Origin of the sequence: Bradyrhizobium jicamae, assembly GCF_018130215.1 — a bacterium.
In the GTDB taxonomy this organism is placed as follows: Bacteria; Pseudomonadota; Alphaproteobacteria; order Rhizobiales; family Xanthobacteraceae; genus Bradyrhizobium; species Bradyrhizobium jicamae_A.
Map to the genome: position 1 here is coordinate 31626 of NZ_JAFCKQ010000013.1, position 17572 is coordinate 49197.

The window sequence follows — 17572 nt, forward strand, 5'->3', positions numbered from 1 at the left end:
CATCCGGGCTATGATCCGGATCCCTGATTCGTCCTCGAAAAATGGACCGTGCCGAGACATGAAGCCCGCCCTCCGCGCCGATATCCCCGGCGACGTCTTGATCGTCGAAGACGATCCGATCATTGCGCTCGATTTCGAGGACACAATCCTGCGCCTGGGCGCGACGACGGTTCGTACCGCCCCCAACGTGGCGCGGGCGCTCGAGATGATCGCCGAACGCCTGCCCGACTTTGCCCTGCTCGATGTCGGCCTTGTCAGGGGCGAGAAGTCGTTCGCGCTCGCCGAGCGGCTGAATGTGCTGAAGGTGCGCTACGCCTTCGTGACGGGTTATGGCGGAGACATCCGGCTTCCGCCGTCGCTGGCCGAAAAGCCACGGCTGTCCAAGCCTTGTTCGGGCGAAGCGCTCGAGGCTGCGTTGAGAAACCGGTGCTGACTGCGGGCCTAACGCCTCGCGGCCGGCGCGTTCGTCGTCTACGATCCAGGGAGTCGGATTCGGCGAAACTCGGTATCGGGAAGCCGCCATGGCGATCAGGTCATCTGCCGCTGCGCCCGCAGCAGGGCTATCTCTAGGGCTGCTCCTCTCGCCGCCGGTTGCAACGCATGCGATCGTCGGCGTGACCATCTCGCCTGCCTTAACCGTCATCGGCAGTTTCTTTTCTCCGGCGAGGGGCGAGCCGGTCGCACTCACGAGCCAGCAATCGGCGCTTGCGATCTACGACAAGGCCCGGAAGGACTTCGAGCAGATCCTGCGCCAGCGACGCGCGCAGATCGATTCCAGGCAGCCTCTGCCCGACTTGCCGGGCCAGGCCATCTACCTTGCCCGCGTCGAGATGATGAGCGCCTACAAGGATCTCACCGATGCGCTTCCATCGAGGATCGGAAGACCCAACCGATTCGGAATCCCGCCCGCATATTTCGACGCCGACAATGAACCGCTGTTCGATGAATACAGGAAGCTCTTCGACGTCATGGAGGCCCCGCCCGCCAGCGCGCAACGATCGGATACGCCATTCAAGGACGTCGTCGATCTGGCGACCGCGATCGCCCGCGCCAAGGGGCTGGATGCTGCGAATGCCGCCGCCGCAGGCCGTATCAGCCTCGGCCTCTTCTATGCCGAGACGGGCGGCAAGCAGAATGCCGGAAATGCGCGGTCCAACACATACAAGGGCAGTCTGCAGACGGGTCCGTCCGAAGACCGCAACGGTCGAAGGAAGTGGGCAGCCATGAAGGGATCGATCGCAAAGCTCGATCCTGCACTGAGCCGCCGCGACGACGAGGAAGAGGCACGGGCCGGCAACCTCGATCACAGGTTCAATCACTGGACCGCCGTGCGGGACGCCCTGATGAACGCGCACGCGGATATTTTCCCCGACATCCCGGCGATCCTGAAAGCGCTGCCTGACCCGATCGATCAAATGAAGCTGTTTGAGCTGATCCAGATCGTTCCCACTCCGACCAGGGCCGCACTGAAGTCGGGCAACCTCACGGCCTACAGGATCTCCGACACAAGGATCATGCGATACCTGCGCAACAACAGCATCTTCGCCTTCGGCCGGGCCGACAGGGCGAGAACATCAGCGACGTTCCGCGAAATCCTCGATGCGATGTGGCTGTTCAACGCCAAGTTCGAACAGGCGCTCGCAAAATTCAAGGACATCAAGGCGGGCAAGCCGGGCTGACGTCACTAGCGACCGACCTGATCGCGTTCCCTCCGGTTGCTCGGGCGATCAGAGCGGACCGAGGATGGCCCATCGCGGATCGCAGAACTCCTTGACGGCAGTCGCGACACCGCTGCTGATCATGTTTTGGCGTTCGGGCGAGTCCATCTCGAGCTCCTCGCCCCGGTTGATGATGGACCCCGCTTCCAGCAGCACAGCGGGCATCCGGGTCTTTCGCAACACGATGAGCTCATCATAGTCGTAGACGCCGGTCTCCTTGTTCAGCAGCGGGTGCTGGTAGCGACCCATGACGGGTTGGGTATACTGCTCGGCATAATGAAGCCCCTCGGCCTTCAATTCCTTGCCGATCAGTTCGGCGAATGAGAGGCTCGTCTTGAAGTCCGGATTGTCGCGGGAGACGAAGACGGAGTACCCGCTGAACCGATCGCTGTAATGGCTTTTCTTGCCCTCGAATTCCCAGTCCTCGAGCAGTTTGTCGGGCACGGAATCATGGTGGATCGACAGGAAGAGATCGGCGCTCAGATCATTGGCTTTAGCCACTCGTTTGAAAAGGCTCGGTCTGGCCTTGCCCGCAGTCAGAAGCAGTCGGGTTTCGGCAAAGCCTTCGGCCTTCAGCTTCTCCGCGATCAGCTTCGCAAGGCGCAGGTTGAAGCTGTACTCGGCGACATTGCGGGCGCTGATCGCACCTTCCGATTCAGCCGTATGCCCTACATCGAGAACCACCCGGTATGTCGAGGGATCGCATGCTGACGAGGCCGGTTTGAGAGCAGAACGAGGCAGGACGGCGGGCCCGAGGGCGGCAAGCCGCGTGCGGTGAGGCCTTGGTGAGGCGTTGCGCCTCGCCGACCGGGCTGGCCTTGCCGACTTCACGCGCTTTGGCGGTCCGGCGTGCCTGGACGAGCTCTTGAAGATATCCGGCAGCCAGCCAGCATCGCTGACTTCGATCGGCAGCAGCGCGAGCGCTGCGATGGCGACGACAATGAAGCGGCAAAGTCGAGACCCCGCGACGATGCCACCGAGCACACGAATGGACTCGCAGCGCCTCATGCTCCGCCCCTCCGGGCCCCCAGCATAATGGCTCTGATCTCGATACCGGAAGAGGTCGGTGACGTCTATCCCCGGTCAATCGCGCCCCTGGCCTTGGGCCAGGGGCGTCAGGGGACGGGGCAGTTCCGTTGTGGCCGGACTACACCTGTTTCGGATCGAGCGTCGTCGACCACAGCGCGACGTCGGCGCGGTCGCGCAGGGTCACGGTCATCTGGCCGCTCCTGCCGTCGATCTTGACGTGGCCGAAGAACTGCATGCCGGCCGACGGCGGCAGGTTCTGGTTCGCATCGCCCGGTGCCTTGACGAACTTCACCTCGGGGCCAAACGTGTTGTCGAGCTCGTTCGGGCCGAACGTGCCGGCGTGCAGCGGGCCGGAGACGAATTCCCAGAACGGATCGAACTCCTGGAACTGGGCGTTGTTCGGGTTGTAGTAGTGCGCGGCCGCGTAGTGAACGTCGGCGGTCAGCCATACCGTGTTGACGATGCCGGCGGTCTTGATGAAGCGCAGGATGTCGGCGATCTCGAGCTCGCGTCCGCGGGCCGGGCCGTCGCCCTGGGCAAACGCTTCCGAGCCCTTCTTGTTGGTCGCATCGTCATAGACGATCAGCGACAGCGGCATGTCGGAGGCGATCACCTTCCAGGTCGCGCGCGAGTTGAGCAGCGCACGCTTCAGCCAGGCGAGCTGATCGGGCCCGATGAAATAGGCGTCGGGACCGTAGGTCTCCTGCAGGTTTGCGCCGTTCGGGCCGCGATAGCTGCGTTCGTCGAGCATGAACACGTCGAGCAGCGGCCCGTAGCTCAGCGTGCGATAGACGCGGCCCGGCTCGACGATGCTCTCGCGCATCGGATACATCTCGTGGAAGGCGCGGGCCGCGCGTGCGGCCAGCAGCGTGATGTCGCGCTCCTTGTAGGCGGCGGGGAGCTGCTTCGACAGCGACCAGTTGTTGGTCACCTCGTGATCGTCCCACTGCACGAAGATCGGCACCTCGGCATTGAAGGCGCGCACATTGTCGTCGAGGAAATTGTACTTGTGGGCGGCGCGGTATTCGTCGAGTGTCTCGGCGACCTTGGCCTTCTCCGGAATGGTGATGTTCTTCCAGATCTTGCCGTCGGGAAGTTTCACCTCTGACGGAATGATGCCGTCGGCATAGATGGTGTCGCCGGAGTGCAGCAGGAAATCCGGATGGTGCTTCTTCATCGCGGCGAAGGTGACCATGCCGCCATCATCGGGATTGATGCCCCAGCCCTGGCCGGCGACATCGCCGCCCCAGACGAACGAGACATCGCGGCGGTCGCTCGGCGCGGTGCGGAAACGGCCGACCACCGGCTCGCCGACGATATCGATATGGGAGAGGTCGCGGAAGCGGACGCGATAGAAGATGTCCTGGCCGGAGGGCAGGTTCTCCAGCAGCATTTTGGCAGTGAAGTCGCTTTCCGGCATCGCCGTGATCGGCGGCAGCGCGCGGGCATCCTTGAAGGATTCTGACGTGGCGACCTCGACCATCATCTGCGAGGGTCGGTCGGCGCGCGCCCAGACCACGCCGCCGTCGACGCCGACATCGCCGGATTGCACGCCATGGGTGATCACCGGCCGATCGGCGGCGCGGGAGAGATACGGCATCGCAACGAGGCCGACGCCGGTCGCGGCCGTGGTGGACAGAAAACGTCTGCGGGTGATCTTGCGCGAAAACCGGATTGTCATGGGGGCCTCCTCGGGGTCGCGGCACAGAAAATGCGCCGCAAGCGCGCAAAGACCTAGAAAAATTCCATGACGGAGAGATTACAGGGGCGGACGAAATTTGCTCATGAAGACACCGTTGGTTTTTTGTCAGGTGAGCACGCCGGTCAGGCTCCCTCCCCCTTGTGGGGGAGGGTGGGGAGAGGGGTAAGCCCCTGGCTCCACCGCCGGGGTTCTCCTACTGAGATCGCCGCAGGGCGCTGGTTCGAAGGGATATGAAGCGTTACGCCGTCCCCGCCGCCCGGAATTGCGTCGCGGTGCGCTGCAAATTCTGCGGCATGCTGATCAGCAGCGCCTTGCGGTCGGCGACCGCGTTGTGGAACTGCTCCAGCGCGATGTTGAACGCGGTCAGCGTGCCCTGCTCGATCGCGCCGTGCTCGAAACACACCAGGGTGTCGCGCAGGATGTCGTCGGCCTCGGCCTGCATCTGGTCGAGCTCGTCGGTGGAGTCGCTATGCCGCGCCGTCCGCAGCATCTCGAGAAGGCGGTCGCGCTGCGAGGTGTTGGTGTTGCGCTCGTCCTGCTTCAGATAGCCGGCGAACCACGCACCGGCCGAGCCCATCGCCGAGAACGCCATCAGGCTCCACCAGATGTAATCGCTGTAGCGGTCGAGGAAGGTCTTCTCCTCGCCGTCGACGAAGGCGGCCGCGCCCGGATGCACGGGGATGGTGGCATCCTTGTCGGTGTCGGGCGTCTCGATCTTGGCGGCGAGCGGGAATTCGTTCTTGAGCGACTGGCGGATCGAGAACAATTGCCGGGTGAATGCAGCGACGGTCGAATCCGACAGGCTCCTTCGGGCAACGATGTGGTGCGAGAAGCTGATGGTCTTGAGCTCGTCGTCGGGCCGCTCGGCGGAGCCGAGCGAGCCGGCCGGAATTTCAGCAGCCTCATAGGCCGGATGGTTCTGCGCGATCGCCTCCGAGGCGTCGATGGCGAGGAAGGTGGGCTCGCCGCCGTCGTGGCTCGACGCCGTGATCGCGTCGATCGTGATCTTGCTGTTGGCGGGACCCGCGGCGAGATAGGCGTCGGCCTTCTGGTTGCGGATCGCCTCGACGGCCTCGTTCGCCGGGAACTGGACGATATCGACCTTCATCGGATCGACGCCGTATTGCAGCAGGATCATCTTCAGCAGATTGACGTTGGCTTGGGTGCGGCCGACGACGCCGATCTTGTGGCCGGCAAGCTGGGCGATCTTGGTGATCTTCGCGGCCTTTCTGCCCCTGCCTTTCGCGGCGGGCGGAACCCACATCACCACGACATTCTTGCGCAAGGTCGCAACCGCCTGCGCGTTCTTCGGCACTTCGAGATCGCCGCGGATGATGGCGAGATCGGCCTTGCCGTCGGCGAGCGTCTGCGCGCTGGCCGGCGCGCCGTCGGTTGGCACCGGTCGAAGCTTGACCTGGCTGTGCTGCTGATTGTTGAAAGCCTGCGCCAGCGTCTGCACCAGCTTGAGGTCGTCGCTGTTGGGCGGCCCGACGGCGATGCGCAGGGTCACCGGGCGCATCGCGAAATAATAGCCCGCGGCCAGCGTGCCGACGATCGCGAGTGCGCCTGCGATCAGCACGAATGCGATTCGCTGCCGCGCCGTACGGGGCGGTCTGGGGGGAATATTGGCGGGGCCGGGGCCGTCGGTCATCGGTCTCGCAAACGATCGATTGGGCTCAATTCCAGAAGTACCAACGCGGTTATTTTGCGTAATTGTAGCAAATTCCGCAGTCCTCAGATGTTACATCTCCGTCATGGTTACCAGCGGCGATGGGACGCGATTTCGGCCTTAATTTCGGCATGGATCCCATCCCGCAGGCGCTTTGTTGGGGTAAGATCAGGACCAAACGGGAGGGTTGCCATGGTCGAACGGCTGACAGCGGAAGCAAAAAAGGCGGCGCTCTGGGAACTGGCGGGCTGGTCGGAGACCGAGGGCCGCGAGGCGATCGCCAAGACCTTCGTGTTCAGGGATTTCAACGAGGCCTTCGGCTTCATGGCGCGCGCAGCCCTGGTCGCCGAGAGGAATGACCATCACCCGGAATGGAAGAATGTCTACAAGACGGTCGAGGTCGTGCTGGCGACCCACGAAGTCGGCGGGGTCACCAAGCGGGACATCGATCTCGCCAAGGCCATGAACGCCATCGCACGGCAGCTCGGGGTCGGCTGAGCAGCCTTGCGGCGGTCAGTCGACATCCCCAGATTCTCGCTGACCGCGGCCGGACCGGCGCGCGGCGCCGAGGGACCTTGCGATGGCAACGACCGAGCACAGCGTGGGATTTGAACCTGCCGATCGGCTGGCGCAGGACCGCGACAGCGTGCGCCGCCGCTTCTGGATCAAGTTCAAGAAGGTAGTGGCGAAATTGCCGTTCGCCGAGGACCTGCTCGCCGCCTATTACTGCGCGTTCGATCGCGAGACCCCGCGCCATGTGCAGGCGGCGCTGCTCGGGGCGATCGCCTACTTCATCCTGCCGTTCGATTTCATTCCCGACATGATGCCGATCCTCGGCTACACCGACGACGCCGCGATCCTCGCAACCGCGATCCGCCTGGTGGCAGGCCACATCACGCCGGAGCACCGCGACGCAGCACGCGCCGCGTTGAAGCGCGGCACGTTCGCGGAGGAGTGAGCGTCGCGCAGCCTTCGTGGCTGCGTAGCCCGGATGGAGCGAAGCGCAATCCGGTGTCTTTCTCGCCCGTGGGTGGACCGTCCCGGATTTCGCTGCGCTTCATCCGGGCTACGGCTCCTCAGCTTCCCGGATGCAGGATCACCTTGCCCATCGCCTTGCGGCCGGCGAGCACCTTCAAGGCTTCGGCGGTCTGTGAGAGCGGGAAGGTGCGATCGACGTGCGAGGAGATCTTGCCTTCCGCGGTCCATTGCACGAGCTTCTCGAGGTTCTTGCGGTTCTTGTCCGGATTGAGCCGGGCCCAGGCACCCCAGAACACGCCCCTGATGTCGCAGCCCTTCAGCAGCGCGAGGTTGAGCGGCATCTTCGGGATGTCGCCTGCGGCAAAGCCGATCACCAGGAAGCGGCCTTCCCATGCGGTCGAGCGCAGCGCGGCCTCGGCGTAGGAACCGCCGACCGGATCGAAGATGATGTCTGCGCCCTTGCCATTGGTCAGCCGGCGCAGGCCTTCCTTCAGATCTTCCTTGGCGTAGTTCAGCGTCAGCTCGGCACCGTGCTGCCTGGCGAATTCGAGCTTCTCGTCCGACGAGGCGCACGCGATCACCTTCAGCCCCATCAGCTTGCCGAGCTCGCAGGCGGCGAGGCCGGTGCCGCCGGCGGCACCGAGCACTGCGAGCGTCTCGCCTGGCTTCGGGCTGGCGCGATCTTCCAGGGCATGCAGCGCGGTGCCGTAGATGATGATGATGCCGGCGGCGCGATCGTAGTCGAGATTGTCGGGAATCTTCACGATGGAGTTCGCGGGCAAAGCGATCTTGTCGCGCGCGCCGTTATGGCCGCAGGAGGCGACGACGCGATCGCCGGGCTTCAGATCGGTCACGCCCTCGCCGACGCTCTCGATCATGCCGGCGACTTCCGCGGCCGGCGAGAACGGGAACGGCGGCTTGATCTGGTACTTGCCCTGGATCATCAGGATATCGAAGAAGTTCAGCGCCGCCGCCTTGATCGCGATCACGGCTTCGCCGGGTCCGGCCACCGGATCCGGAACGTCAGCCAGCACGAGATCGTCGGGTTGACAGTATTGCGAGCAGAGGATGGCTTTCATGGACACACCTGAGTTTCGGACGCAAAAGGACTGAAAGCTTCATGCCGGATTTGCGGCGGAGCGACAATATAAAGCGGAGGGATCAAACTATGTTTGAAACAGGCCTGCTGGCACGCAAGCGCATCCTGATCACCGGCGGCGGCTCCGGTCTTGGCGCGGCGATGGGCCGCCGCTTTGCCGAACTCGGCGCCGAATTGATCATCTGCGGCCGGCGGCTGGAATTGCTCGAGGAGACCGCAGCCAAGTTCCGCAGCGAGTTCGGCGCCAAAGCATCCACCGCACGCTGCGATATCCGCGATGGCGCCGCTGTCGAGGCGATGATGGACCTGATCTGGCAGGATGCGCCGATCGACATTCTCGTCAACAATGCTGCCGCAACCTTCATCGCGCAGAGCGAGCATCTGTCATTCCGTGCGGCGGACGCGATCCTGGCACCGACGCTGCACGGCACGATGTACTGCACGCTCGCCGCCGGCCGACGCTGGATCGAGGGCAAGCACAAGGGCGTCGTGCTCTCGATCCTCTCGACCTCGACCATCACGGGCCGCGCCTTCACCGTGCCGTCGTCGATGGCCAAGACCGCGGTGCTGGCGATGACCAGGAGCCTCGCCGTCGAATGGGGGCCGAAGGGCATCCGTACGGTCGCGATCGCACCCGGCGCGTTCCCGACACCGGGCGCGACCGGGCAGCTGCGTCCCGAGGGCCGCAGCGAGAGCTGGGCGCATCGCAATCCGCTCGGCCGCCCCGGCGAGCATTCCGAACTCGCCAACCTTGCAAGCTTCCTGATCTCGGACCAGGCCGGCTACATCAATGGCGAGATGGTGGTGCAGGACGGCGGCATGCACCTGCGCAGTTCCGGCGCCGAGGACCTGCTGCAATGGACCGACGAACAGTGGGAGAATCAGCGCGCGGCGCGCGCCAAGACGTGATGAAGGGTGATGCGAGGTTCCGCCGTCGCCAGCGTCGTCGTCGAACCGTAACTGCCTTCCCAAACAAGCGTTTCCCGGTTATCCACCCGCACCGGCAGTGGGGGAATCGCCGGGCCATCTTCCAGTCACAATGATGGGGGAACCAATTGTCCGTGCGGGAAAAACTGACATCGCTGGTGGCAAGCGGACTGCTTTGCGGGGTCATTTCGCTCGCGTCGGCGCAGGCTGCGCCGAAGAAGGAGCCGACCAAACCTGCTCCGGCGGCCGCGACCGCCGCGGCCGGCGGTGCGGAGCCGACGCTGATCGGCCAGTTCGGCACCTGGGGCGCCTATACGGCGGCGCCCAACGGCAAGAAGGTCTGCTTCGCGCTGGCCAAGCCGTCGTCGTCGAAGACCAACCCGCCGAACCGGCCGCGCGATCCGGCCTATGCCTTCGTCTCGACCCGTCCGGCGGAAAAGGTCGTCAACGAAGTCTCGATCATGATCGGCTATGCGCTGAAACCGGGCTCCGAATCGACCCTCCAGGTCGGTGGCGCGTCGTATGCGATGTATACCCAGGGCGACGGTCTCTGGATCAAGAACGCGGCCGAGGAGGAACGGATGGTGGAAGCCATGCGCAAATCGGCCGATGTGACGGTCAAGGCCGTCTCGGCCAAGGGCACCGAGACGACGGATACGTTCTCGCTCAAGGGCCTGTCGCAGGCGCTCGACCGGCTGTCGCAGGACTGCCGGCATTAGCTTCTTGTTTTGACGCGTTTTCTTTACGCGAACCGGTATCCACTTCGCTTGAAGACGCTCGAGGCGCGCTCAATTCCGCGCATTTGATGGCTTTCCAGCCCGGTCTGGAAGGCCTATTTGAGGTTTCATGACCGACACCGTGATCACCCCAGCCGCATCGGGCGCCAGCGCGCTGGTCGAAAAGGTTCCGCTCGAAACCTATGTGCCGCCGGCGAAGCCCTCGCTGATCGGGCTGTCGCGCGCCGAGATCGCCGATCGCCTCGGCGAGATCGGCGTTGCGCCGTCGCAGCGCAAGATGCGCACGCAGCAGCTCTGGCATTGGATGTACTTCCGCGGCGCCAAAAGCTTCGACGAGATGACCAATGTCTCGAAGGACATGCGCGCCGAGCTTGAGAAGCATTTCACCGTCGACCGCCCCGAAGTGGTCGCCGAGCAGATCTCCAATGACGGCACCCGCAAATGGCTGCTCCGCCTGCCGAGCGGCGACAAGGTCGAGCGGCCGCACGAGGTCGAGTGCGTCTACATCCCCGAGACCGACCGCGGCACGCTGTGTGTCTCCTCGCAGGTTGGCTGCACGCTGAACTGCGCGTTCTGCCACACCGGCACGCAGCGGCTGGTGCGTAACCTCACCGCCGGCGAGATCGTCGGCCAGGTGATGGTGGCGCGCGACCGTCTTAATGATTGGGCCGACCGCGAGGACGGCTCGCGCCGCGTCACCAACATCGTGATGATGGGGATGGGCGAGCCGCTCTACAATTTCGACGCGGTGCGCGATGCGCTGCTGATCGTCGCCGACAACGAGGGCATCGGCATTTCCCGCCGCCGCATCACGCTGTCGACCTCCGGTGTGGTGCCGAACATCAAGCGTACCGGAGAGGAGATCGGCGTGATGCTGGCGATCTCGCTGCACGCGGTCCGCGATGAGCTGCGCGACGAGCTGGTGCCGCTGAACCGCAAATATCCGATTCAACAATTGCTGCAGGCCTGCCGCGACTATCCCGGCGCGTCGAACGCGCGTCGCATCACCTTCGAATATGTGATGCTGAAGGGCGTCAACGATTCGCTTGATGACGCGCGGCTCCTGGTCAAGCTGCTCAAGGGCATCCCGGCCAAGATCAACCTGATCCCGTTCAATCCTTGGCCGGGCACGGCCTACGAGTGCTCCGACTGGGAGCAGATCGAGAAATTCTCCGAATACATCTTCAACGCCGGCTATTCCTCGCCGGTGCGCACGCCGCGCGGCCGCGACATCCTCGCCGCCTGCGGCCAGCTCAAGTCGGAGACCGAAAAGCTTTCCGCGCGCGAGCGCCAGGCGCTGCGCGCGATGGCGATGACGGATTGATCGTGGCCTCCGTGCAATTCGTCGTTGCGAGGAGCGAAGCGACGAAGCAATCCATGTCTCGGCAAGTTGCGAGATGGATTGCCTCGCTTCGCTCGCGGTGACGGAGGAAACCTGACATGGCCTTGATCGGCCGCCTGTTCGTCGTCGCCTTCGCCTTTCTGCTGGCCTGCTTCGTGGCAGGGATCATCGTGGTCGGCGCGGTGCTCTATCCCGAGATCAGCAACCTGCCGGACGCGCCGATCGACCAGAACGCGATCGACGTCGTGCTCGGCTTCGGCTTCATCTTCATTTCCGGCTTCGCGCTGTTGCCGGCGCTGATCATCGTGCTGGTCACCGAGGCATTCGACATCAGAAGCGTGCTGGCCTATGCCGTCGGAGGCGCCATCGTCGGCGCGGCCTGCTATCTCGGCCTCGTGCCGTTCGATCCCGATACGATGCATTTCGAGGGCATCGTGCGCCGGCACATGGAGATCATGACTGGCGCCGGCATCGTCGCGGGGCTGGTCTATTGGCTGGTCGCCGGCCGCACCGCCGGCGCCTGGCGCGCGCCGTCGCGTCCCTCGCGGCCGCCGCCGCTGCCCTCGCAATCGCGCCCGCAGCCGTGAAGCTTCCCATGCCCCGCTGCCTCGGCTAAACCGCGCGCCATGAACCGGACCGGACTCGTCATCGCGCTTGCGCTAGCGTTCGTCATTGGCCTCGTGTTCGGGATCTACCCCGAGCTCGACCTGAAGCTGGCAGCGCTGTTCTACGACGTTGCGCAGAAAACCTTTCCGCTGAAGCTCGATGCGCTCGCGTCGTTCGCGCGCGATGCGGCGATGTGGATCGCCTGGGGCCTGGTGCTGCCGGCGATCGTTGCGATCGTGGTGAAGTTCATCCGGCCCGACCGCCCGATGCTGATGTCGCCCCGCGCGGCGATCTTCCTGCTCACAACGATGCTTCTGTCCGCTGGTCTGCTCACCAATCTCACCTTCAAGAGCTATTGGGGCCGGCCGCGGCCTGTGGTGGTGATGCAGTTCGGCGGTGACTTGAAATTCGTGCCGTGGTGGGATCCGCGCGGCGATTGCGCGCGCAACTGCTCGTTCTTTTCCGGCGAAGGCGCGACCGCGTTCTGGACCTATGCGCCGGCGGCGCTGGCGCCGCCCGCCTGGCGGCCGCTCGCCTATGTCGGGGCCACCGTGTTCGGCATTGCAACCAGCGGCTTACGGATGGCGTTCGGCGGGCATTTCTTCACCGACGTGGCAATCGCCGGCCTCGTCTCCTTCCTGGTGGTCTGGCTGGCCTATGCCCTGATCTACCGCTGGGCCGCGACCCGCCTGACCGATGCCCAGGTCGACTCGGCGCTGACGCGGTTGGCATGGCCCGGCTACCGGGCGATGCAGCGCTGGCGCGGCCGCGACGTCGGCCCCGCACGCGTGAGCGGCGCAGTGGCGCCAAAGGGGCTGTAAACGTCATTAAACGCGTGCTCAAGGCAGCGAAATTTGTTATTCGCGCAGCCAAACCGCAACCGACCTGACCGATTGGACGCCTCATGACCACGATCCTGAAAAGCCTGCCCAAGGGAGAGAAAGTCGGCATCGCCTTCTCCGGTGGTCTCGACACGTCAGCAGCGCTTTTGTGGATGAAGCAGAAGGGCGCCCGCGTGTTCGCCTACACCGCCAATCTCGGTCAGCCCGACGAGGCGGATTATGACGCGATCCCCCGCAAGGCGATGGATTTCGGCGCCGAGAAGGCACGCCTGGTGGATTGCCGCACGCAGCTGGTCCATGAAGGAATCGCCGCGATCCAGTCCGGCGCCTTCCACATCTCGACCGGCGGCCTCACCTATTTCAACACCACCCCGCTCGGCCGCGCCGTGACCGGCACGATGCTGGTCTCCGCGATGCAGGAGGACGGCGTCAACATCTGGGGCGACGGCTCGACCTACAAGGGCAACGACATCGAGCGCTTCTATCGCTACGGCCTGCTCACCAATCCGAGCCTGCGCATCTACAAGCCCTGGCTCGACCAGCAGTTCATCGACGAACTCGGCGGCCGCGCCGAAATGTCTGAATTCATGACCGCGCAGGGCTTCGCCTACAAGATGAGCGCGGAGAAGGCCTATTCGACCGACAGCAATTTGCTCGGCGCCACCCACGAGGCCAAGGATCTCGAGAGCCTTTCCAGCGGCATCACCATTGTCAACCCGATCATGGGCGTGCCGTTCTGGCGCGGCGATTGCGATGTCAGGCCCGAGAAGGTCGTGGTGCGCTTCGAGGAGGGCCAGCCGGTCGCGCTCAACGGCAAGAGTTTTGCCGATCCGGTCGCGCTGTTCCTCGAAGCCAATGCGATCGGCGGCCGCCATGGTCTCGGCATGAGCGACCAGATCGAGAACCGGATCATCGAGGCGAAGAGCCGCGGCATCTATGAAGCGCCCGGCATGGCCCTGCTGCACATCGCCTATGAGCGACTCGTCACCGGCATCCACAACGAGGATACGATCGAGCAGTATCGCATCAGCGGGCTGCGGCTCGGGCGCCTGCTCTATCAGGGACGCTGGTTCGACTCGCAGGCGCTGATGCTGCGCGAGACCGCGCAGCGCTGGGTGGCGCGCGCCGTCACCGGCGAGGTGACGCTCGAGCTTCGCCGCGGCAACGACTATTCCATTCTCAACACCGAGAGCCCGAACCTGACCTACGCGCCGGAGCGGCTGAGCATGGAGAAGGTGGAAGACGCCGCCTTCACGCCCGCCGACCGCATCGGGCAATTGACGATGCGTAACCTCGACATTGCCGACACCCGCGCCAAGCTCGGTCTTTACGGCAAGACCGGTTTGATCTCGAGCGGGGAGGGTGCGCAGATCTTCCAGCTCGAGAACGACAAGGACTGAGGGGCGCGGGCAGCGGCCACAAACTCAGGTCGTCCCGGCATGGGAGGGATCGTGCGCTACTTCACCCGCAACGCATCCAGCAGCGAGCGGAATGCGCGCGCGTAATCCGTGCCCGCCTTGCCGATATCGTGTCCGCCCGACACCGCGACCGCGGCCTCCGTCACTGCGCCGAGCAACAGTCGCGCCAACGGCTCGATCGGCTGCTTCGCTATCACGCCGGCCTCCATCGCAGCGGCGATCGCGCGCGGAAACTTGCCGCCGAAATGCCTGGCGTCGATCTCGCGCCAGCGCTCCCAGCCGAGCACAGCGGGGCCGTCCCGCAAGATGATCTGGCCGGTCGGGCCCTTGGAACAGGCCGCGAAATAGCCCTGCGTTCCCGCCGCCATCGCGGCGAGCGGATCGTTCTCGGCACGCGAGATGCGGTCGAGATCGGCGACGAGGTCGAGCGAGACCTGTTCGAACACCGCCTCGAACACCGCCTCCTTGGTCGCGAAGTGATGATAGACCGCGCCTTTTGCAACCCGCGCGCCCGCCGCGATCTCGTCCATCGTCGTCGCGGCAAAGCCGCGCTCGCCGAAGATGCGTCGCGCCGCCTTGACGATTGAGTTCCTGGTCTTCTCGCGCCGTTCGGCCTGGGTTGCCATGTCACCTGTCTAGCCCAGTTCCAGCGCCGCGCCAATTGACTTACCGACCTTTAGTCGGTAAATACCGACCACGAGTCGGTAAATAATCAGCCGGCTCTGACAAACCGGGAGACCTTCATGCCTTCACTCGAGACCCTGCGAGCCTTCGCCGATACCGTCGAATGCAACGACCATGTCGGCGCGATCACGAATTTCTATGCTGCCGACGCCCGCACCCAGGAAAATGACGGCGAATGGCGCGTCGGCCGCGAGGCGCTTGCGGCGCGCGAGGCGGCCGTATTGGCGTCGGTCGCCGGCGTGAAGACCAAGCGACTCGGGCCGCTGATGCTCGATGGCGACCACTCCGCAATCTGCTGGCGGTTCGAGTTCACCGGCAAGGACGGCAAGGTCCGCAGCATGGAGGAGGTCGCCTGGCAGACCTGGCGCGGTGACGAACTGATCGAGGAGCGGTTCTTCTACGATCCGCAGCAGATGGCGCGGTGATGGCAGCGTCGATGCTGCGCCCCTCGCCCCGCTCTTGCGGGGAGTGGGTTGGGGTGAGGGGCATCTCCGCGAGTGATGTGTGTTGACCAACCTGTACCCCTCACCCGGATCGCATCTGCGATCAGGGCTCTTCCCGCAAGCGAGGTGAAGCAAGCGCCCCGCTGGCTTCGATGTCTCTTCGCACGCCCAAACAAAAATGGCCGGGATCGCTCCCGGCCATTTTGATTTTTGATCCTGCACGCGCTCAGCGCGGCGCGCTGGCGTCGCCGGTGAGCAGCGGGGTGATGCGGCGGACGGTGACGCGGCGATTGATGCGGCTTGGTCCGTCGGTCTGCTCCTTCAGATATTGCGAGCCATAGCCCTGCGACGTCAGGTTCTCGGCCGGCACGTTGAACTGCTGTGTCAGCAGTTCGGCCGCGGACTGCGCACGGCGATCGGACAGCGACAGATTGTCGGTGTCGTTGCCGGTCGCATCCGTATGGCCCTCGATCAGGAACACCTCGCGCGGGTTGCGCTGGATCGCCCGGTTGAGGCCGTCGGCGATCGCCTGCAGCTTTGCCGCCTGGTCCGGTGGAATCGCCCACGAGCCGGAGTCGAAGTTGATGGTGTTGACGTCGATCGACGGCATCAGCATGCGCACGTTCGGGCTGTAGCGGATCTCCTCGAGCGTATAGCGACGGTCGATCCGGTCCACCGGCGGAGCTTCCATGGTTTCGTAGATCAGGTCGGGCGAAGCTGCGTCGGCTGCGACGATGTAGCGATCATAGGGGATACGCACCACCGGCGGCGGCAGATCGACATAGAAGCCGCCGACTGCGCGCGGATCGCGATAAGTGTTGTCGATGATGACGAGTTCGCGGCCGTCCGGACCCCTGCGGATCCGGCGCAGCAACTGGCCGTCGGGGCCGACCACCGTGATGATCTGGCTGCCGTCGGGACGGATCACGATGGTGCGCGTCTCGCCGCCGACCGTCTCGGTGCGGATGTCGCGGGCGCCGTAACGGAAGCGGTAGAGATCGTCGCCGCGGACATAAGCCTGTCCGCTCGGATCGACGACGATGACCCGATCCGGTTCGGTATAGACGGTGCGGCCACCTTCGACGACCACCTGTCGCTGACCCTGCAGGTCGGCGATGGTCGCGCCGACGATCGCGCCGGCGACGAAGCCCGCGCCGACGGCGAGTGGAGTCAGGTCACGCCGCGGCGGCGGCGGCAGCGGCGCTGCCACCTGGGGCGCGGCGCGGAAGGCCGATGAAGCCATCGGCGGGGCGTATTGCGGCTTGTTGGGCGGCGGTGTCGCCGCCGCCGACCCGGGGACGATTGTGGGTGCCGGCGGGCCGGCCGGGCGCGCGATCGTCGGCGCGGCAGCGGGCGGTGCCGCGGCGGCCGGAGGCTGCGTTCCGGGCAGCACATTGGGGCGTCCCTGCTGGCCCGGAGCCGGCGCCGCTGGGGCCGCAGCCGGGGGCTGTCCGGGCAAGGTACCGGGACGTGCAGGCGGCTGTGCGCCACCGGCCGGCGGCGTCGGGGCCGGCGCGGCGGCGGGCGGTGTACCCGGAGCCGGCCTTGCACCGGGAGCCGGCGCGGCCGCCGGTGGAGTGCCAGGGGCCGGTCGTGCACCAGGAGCCGGCGGCGCCGCGGGAGCGGGTGTGGCCGGCAATGTCGAGGGGCGAGCTGCCGGAGCCGCATTCGGGGCTGGTGTCGGCGGGACGTGAGACGGGGCCGCCGCGGGCGGCGGCGCAGCCGGACGCGCCGGTTCGGCCGCCGGCGGAGTAGGACGCGCGGGTGCCGCAGCGGGCGGCGGAGTCGGAGCCGGCCGTGCCGGCGCAGCCGCCGGCGGCGCCGGGGGAGCGGGGCGCGCGGGAGCTGCAGCGGGCGGCGGGGTTGGTGTGGGTCTCGCCGGTGCTGCCGCTGGCGGGGCCGGCGGTGCTGGACGGGCCGGTGCGGCTGCCGGCGGCGGGGCAGGATGTGCCGGAGCTGCCGCAGGCGGCGGAGGCGTCGGGCGTGCCGGCGCGGCTGGTGGCGGTGGCGCCGGATGCGGCGCGGCAGCGGGCGGCGTCGGTCGAGCGGGAGCGCCCGGCGCCGGACGCGGCTTCGGCTTTCCATCCGGGCCAAGCTCTTCCTTCGGCTGCGCCTGTGCGACGACCAGCGGCGAGGTTTGTGCGTGCGAAGCTGAGGCGGCGAACTGCATCAACGTCAGCGCAGTCGTGGCAAGCAGCACGAGACGAAGCTTTGTCATGATATCTGGAATCCTCGGCGGAGCGTCGGGGCAGGAAGGACGGGTAATAACCGAACTGTTCGGCGGGACGATGAACAGCCAGCCGTTAGGCCGGATTGTGGCGGGAAACGAATCAGGAGGGTACTTTATTTCGACATCATAACGGGTTGCATGCGCGTTT

19 protein-coding genes are annotated in these 17572 nt (G+C 65.4%); 13 read left to right on the plus strand and 6 right to left on the minus strand.

Annotated elements, in window-relative coordinates:
• Window positions 1-58: 58 nt before the first annotated feature.
• Together JQ586_RS16580 and JQ586_RS16585 are read left to right on the plus strand one after the other, a co-directional pair.
• Entirely contained in the window at window positions 59-433 is a 375-nt protein-coding gene (locus JQ586_RS16580; RefSeq protein WP_212395668.1) for a response regulator, read from the plus strand.
• 88 nt (window positions 434-521) lie between these two features.
• Window positions 522-1679, plus strand: a complete 1158-nt coding sequence (locus JQ586_RS16585) for a hypothetical protein (RefSeq protein ID WP_212395669.1) — start codon at window positions 522-524, stop codon at window positions 1677-1679.
• 48 nt (window positions 1680-1727) lie between these two features.
• On the opposite strand, the gene JQ586_RS16590 is transcribed toward JQ586_RS16585, so the two are convergent.
• From JQ586_RS16590 to JQ586_RS16600, 3 genes are all read right to left on the minus strand, one after another.
• Window positions 1728-2702, minus strand: a complete 975-nt coding sequence (locus JQ586_RS16590; protein WP_312016977.1) for an N-acetylmuramoyl-L-alanine amidase — start codon at window positions 2700-2702, stop codon at window positions 1728-1730.
• Window positions 2703-2865: 163 nt separating this feature from the next.
• Window positions 2866-4428: an alkaline phosphatase gene (locus JQ586_RS16595; protein ID WP_212395671.1), complete on the minus strand. Its 1563-nt coding sequence runs from the start codon at window positions 4426-4428 to the stop codon at window positions 2866-2868.
• A gap of 259 nt (window positions 4429-4687) precedes the next feature.
• Window positions 4688-6100, minus strand: coding sequence for a TAXI family TRAP transporter solute-binding subunit (locus JQ586_RS16600; protein ID WP_212395672.1), 1413 nt, complete (start codon window positions 6098-6100; stop codon window positions 4688-4690).
• A gap of 210 nt (window positions 6101-6310) precedes the next feature.
• On the opposite strand from JQ586_RS16600, the gene JQ586_RS16605 reads away from it, so the two are divergent.
• Together JQ586_RS16605 and JQ586_RS16610 are read left to right on the plus strand one after the other, a co-directional pair.
• Window positions 6311-6616 carry a 4a-hydroxytetrahydrobiopterin dehydratase gene (locus JQ586_RS16605; protein ID WP_212395673.1) on the plus strand — a complete coding sequence of 102 codons (306 nt, stop codon included), beginning with the start codon at window positions 6311-6313 and terminating at the stop codon, window positions 6614-6616.
• A gap of 82 nt (window positions 6617-6698) precedes the next feature.
• Window positions 6699-7076, plus strand: a complete 378-nt coding sequence (locus JQ586_RS16610; RefSeq protein WP_212395674.1) for a YkvA family protein — start codon at window positions 6699-6701, stop codon at window positions 7074-7076.
• Window positions 7077-7194: 118 nt separating this feature from the next.
• Here the strand turns inward: JQ586_RS16610 and JQ586_RS16615 are convergent, their stop codons facing one another.
• Complete coding sequence (locus tag JQ586_RS16615; RefSeq protein ID WP_212395675.1) at window positions 7195-8175, minus strand: NADPH:quinone oxidoreductase family protein; 981 nt, start codon at window positions 8173-8175, stop codon at window positions 7195-7197.
• An 89-nt stretch (window positions 8176-8264) separates the two neighbouring features.
• Between JQ586_RS16615 and JQ586_RS16620 the strand changes: the two genes are divergently transcribed.
• The 6 genes from JQ586_RS16620 (at window position 8265) to argG (ending at window position 14049) form a co-directional block, all read left to right on the plus strand.
• Window positions 8265-9104, plus strand: a complete 840-nt coding sequence (locus JQ586_RS16620; protein ID WP_212395676.1) for an SDR family oxidoreductase — start codon at window positions 8265-8267, stop codon at window positions 9102-9104.
• A 164-nt stretch (window positions 9105-9268) separates the two neighbouring features.
• Complete coding sequence (locus JQ586_RS16625; RefSeq protein WP_409334498.1) at window positions 9269-9841, plus strand: invasion associated locus B family protein; 573 nt, start codon at window positions 9269-9271, stop codon at window positions 9839-9841.
• A 142-nt stretch (window positions 9842-9983) separates the two neighbouring features.
• Window positions 9984-11183 (plus strand): 23S rRNA (adenine(2503)-C(2))-methyltransferase RlmN, encoded by a 1200-nt coding sequence (gene rlmN, locus JQ586_RS16630; RefSeq protein WP_212395785.1) that lies wholly within the window; start codon window positions 9984-9986, stop codon window positions 11181-11183.
• Between the two features lie 116 nt (window positions 11184-11299).
• Window positions 11300-11788, plus strand: a complete 489-nt coding sequence (locus JQ586_RS16635) for a hypothetical protein (protein WP_212395678.1) — start codon at window positions 11300-11302, stop codon at window positions 11786-11788.
• Window positions 11789-11827: 39 nt separating this feature from the next.
• Window positions 11828-12628: a phosphatase PAP2 family protein gene (locus tag JQ586_RS16640; RefSeq protein ID WP_212395679.1), complete on the plus strand. Its 801-nt coding sequence runs from the start codon at window positions 11828-11830 to the stop codon at window positions 12626-12628.
• Between the two features lie 83 nt (window positions 12629-12711).
• Entirely contained in the window at window positions 12712-14049 is a 1338-nt protein-coding gene (argG, locus tag JQ586_RS16645) for an argininosuccinate synthase (protein ID WP_212395680.1), read from the plus strand.
• 56 nt (window positions 14050-14105) lie between these two features.
• Here argG and JQ586_RS16650 read toward each other — a convergent pair whose 3' ends face one another.
• Window positions 14106-14693 (minus strand): TetR/AcrR family transcriptional regulator, encoded by a 588-nt coding sequence (locus JQ586_RS16650; RefSeq protein WP_212395681.1) that lies wholly within the window; start codon window positions 14691-14693, stop codon window positions 14106-14108.
• 117 nt (window positions 14694-14810) lie between these two features.
• Here JQ586_RS16650 and JQ586_RS16655 point away from each other — a divergent pair, with 117 nt between their 5' ends.
• On the plus strand, window positions 14811-15176 hold the full coding sequence (locus JQ586_RS16655) for a nuclear transport factor 2 family protein (RefSeq protein WP_212395682.1): 366 nt from the start codon (window positions 14811-14813) through the stop codon (window positions 15174-15176).
• Window positions 15177-15420: 244 nt separating this feature from the next.
• Here JQ586_RS16655 and JQ586_RS41545 read toward each other — a convergent pair whose 3' ends face one another.
• The gene (locus JQ586_RS41545; protein WP_409410993.1) at window positions 15421-16587 is read right to left on the minus strand and encodes an OmpA family protein; all 1167 of its coding nucleotides are present in this window, start codon (window positions 16585-16587) and stop codon (window positions 15421-15423) included.
• A gap of 152 nt (window positions 16588-16739) precedes the next feature.
• Between JQ586_RS41545 and JQ586_RS41550 the strand changes: the two genes are divergently transcribed.
• Together JQ586_RS41550 and JQ586_RS41555 are read left to right on the plus strand one after the other, a co-directional pair.
• Complete coding sequence (locus JQ586_RS41550) at window positions 16740-16949, plus strand: hypothetical protein (RefSeq protein ID WP_409410994.1); 210 nt, start codon at window positions 16740-16742, stop codon at window positions 16947-16949.
• Between the two features lie 42 nt (window positions 16950-16991).
• Window positions 16992-17414 carry a hypothetical protein gene (locus tag JQ586_RS41555; protein WP_409410995.1) on the plus strand — a complete coding sequence of 141 codons (423 nt, stop codon included), beginning with the start codon at window positions 16992-16994 and terminating at the stop codon, window positions 17412-17414.
• The last annotated feature ends 158 nt before the right edge of the window (window positions 17415-17572 follow it).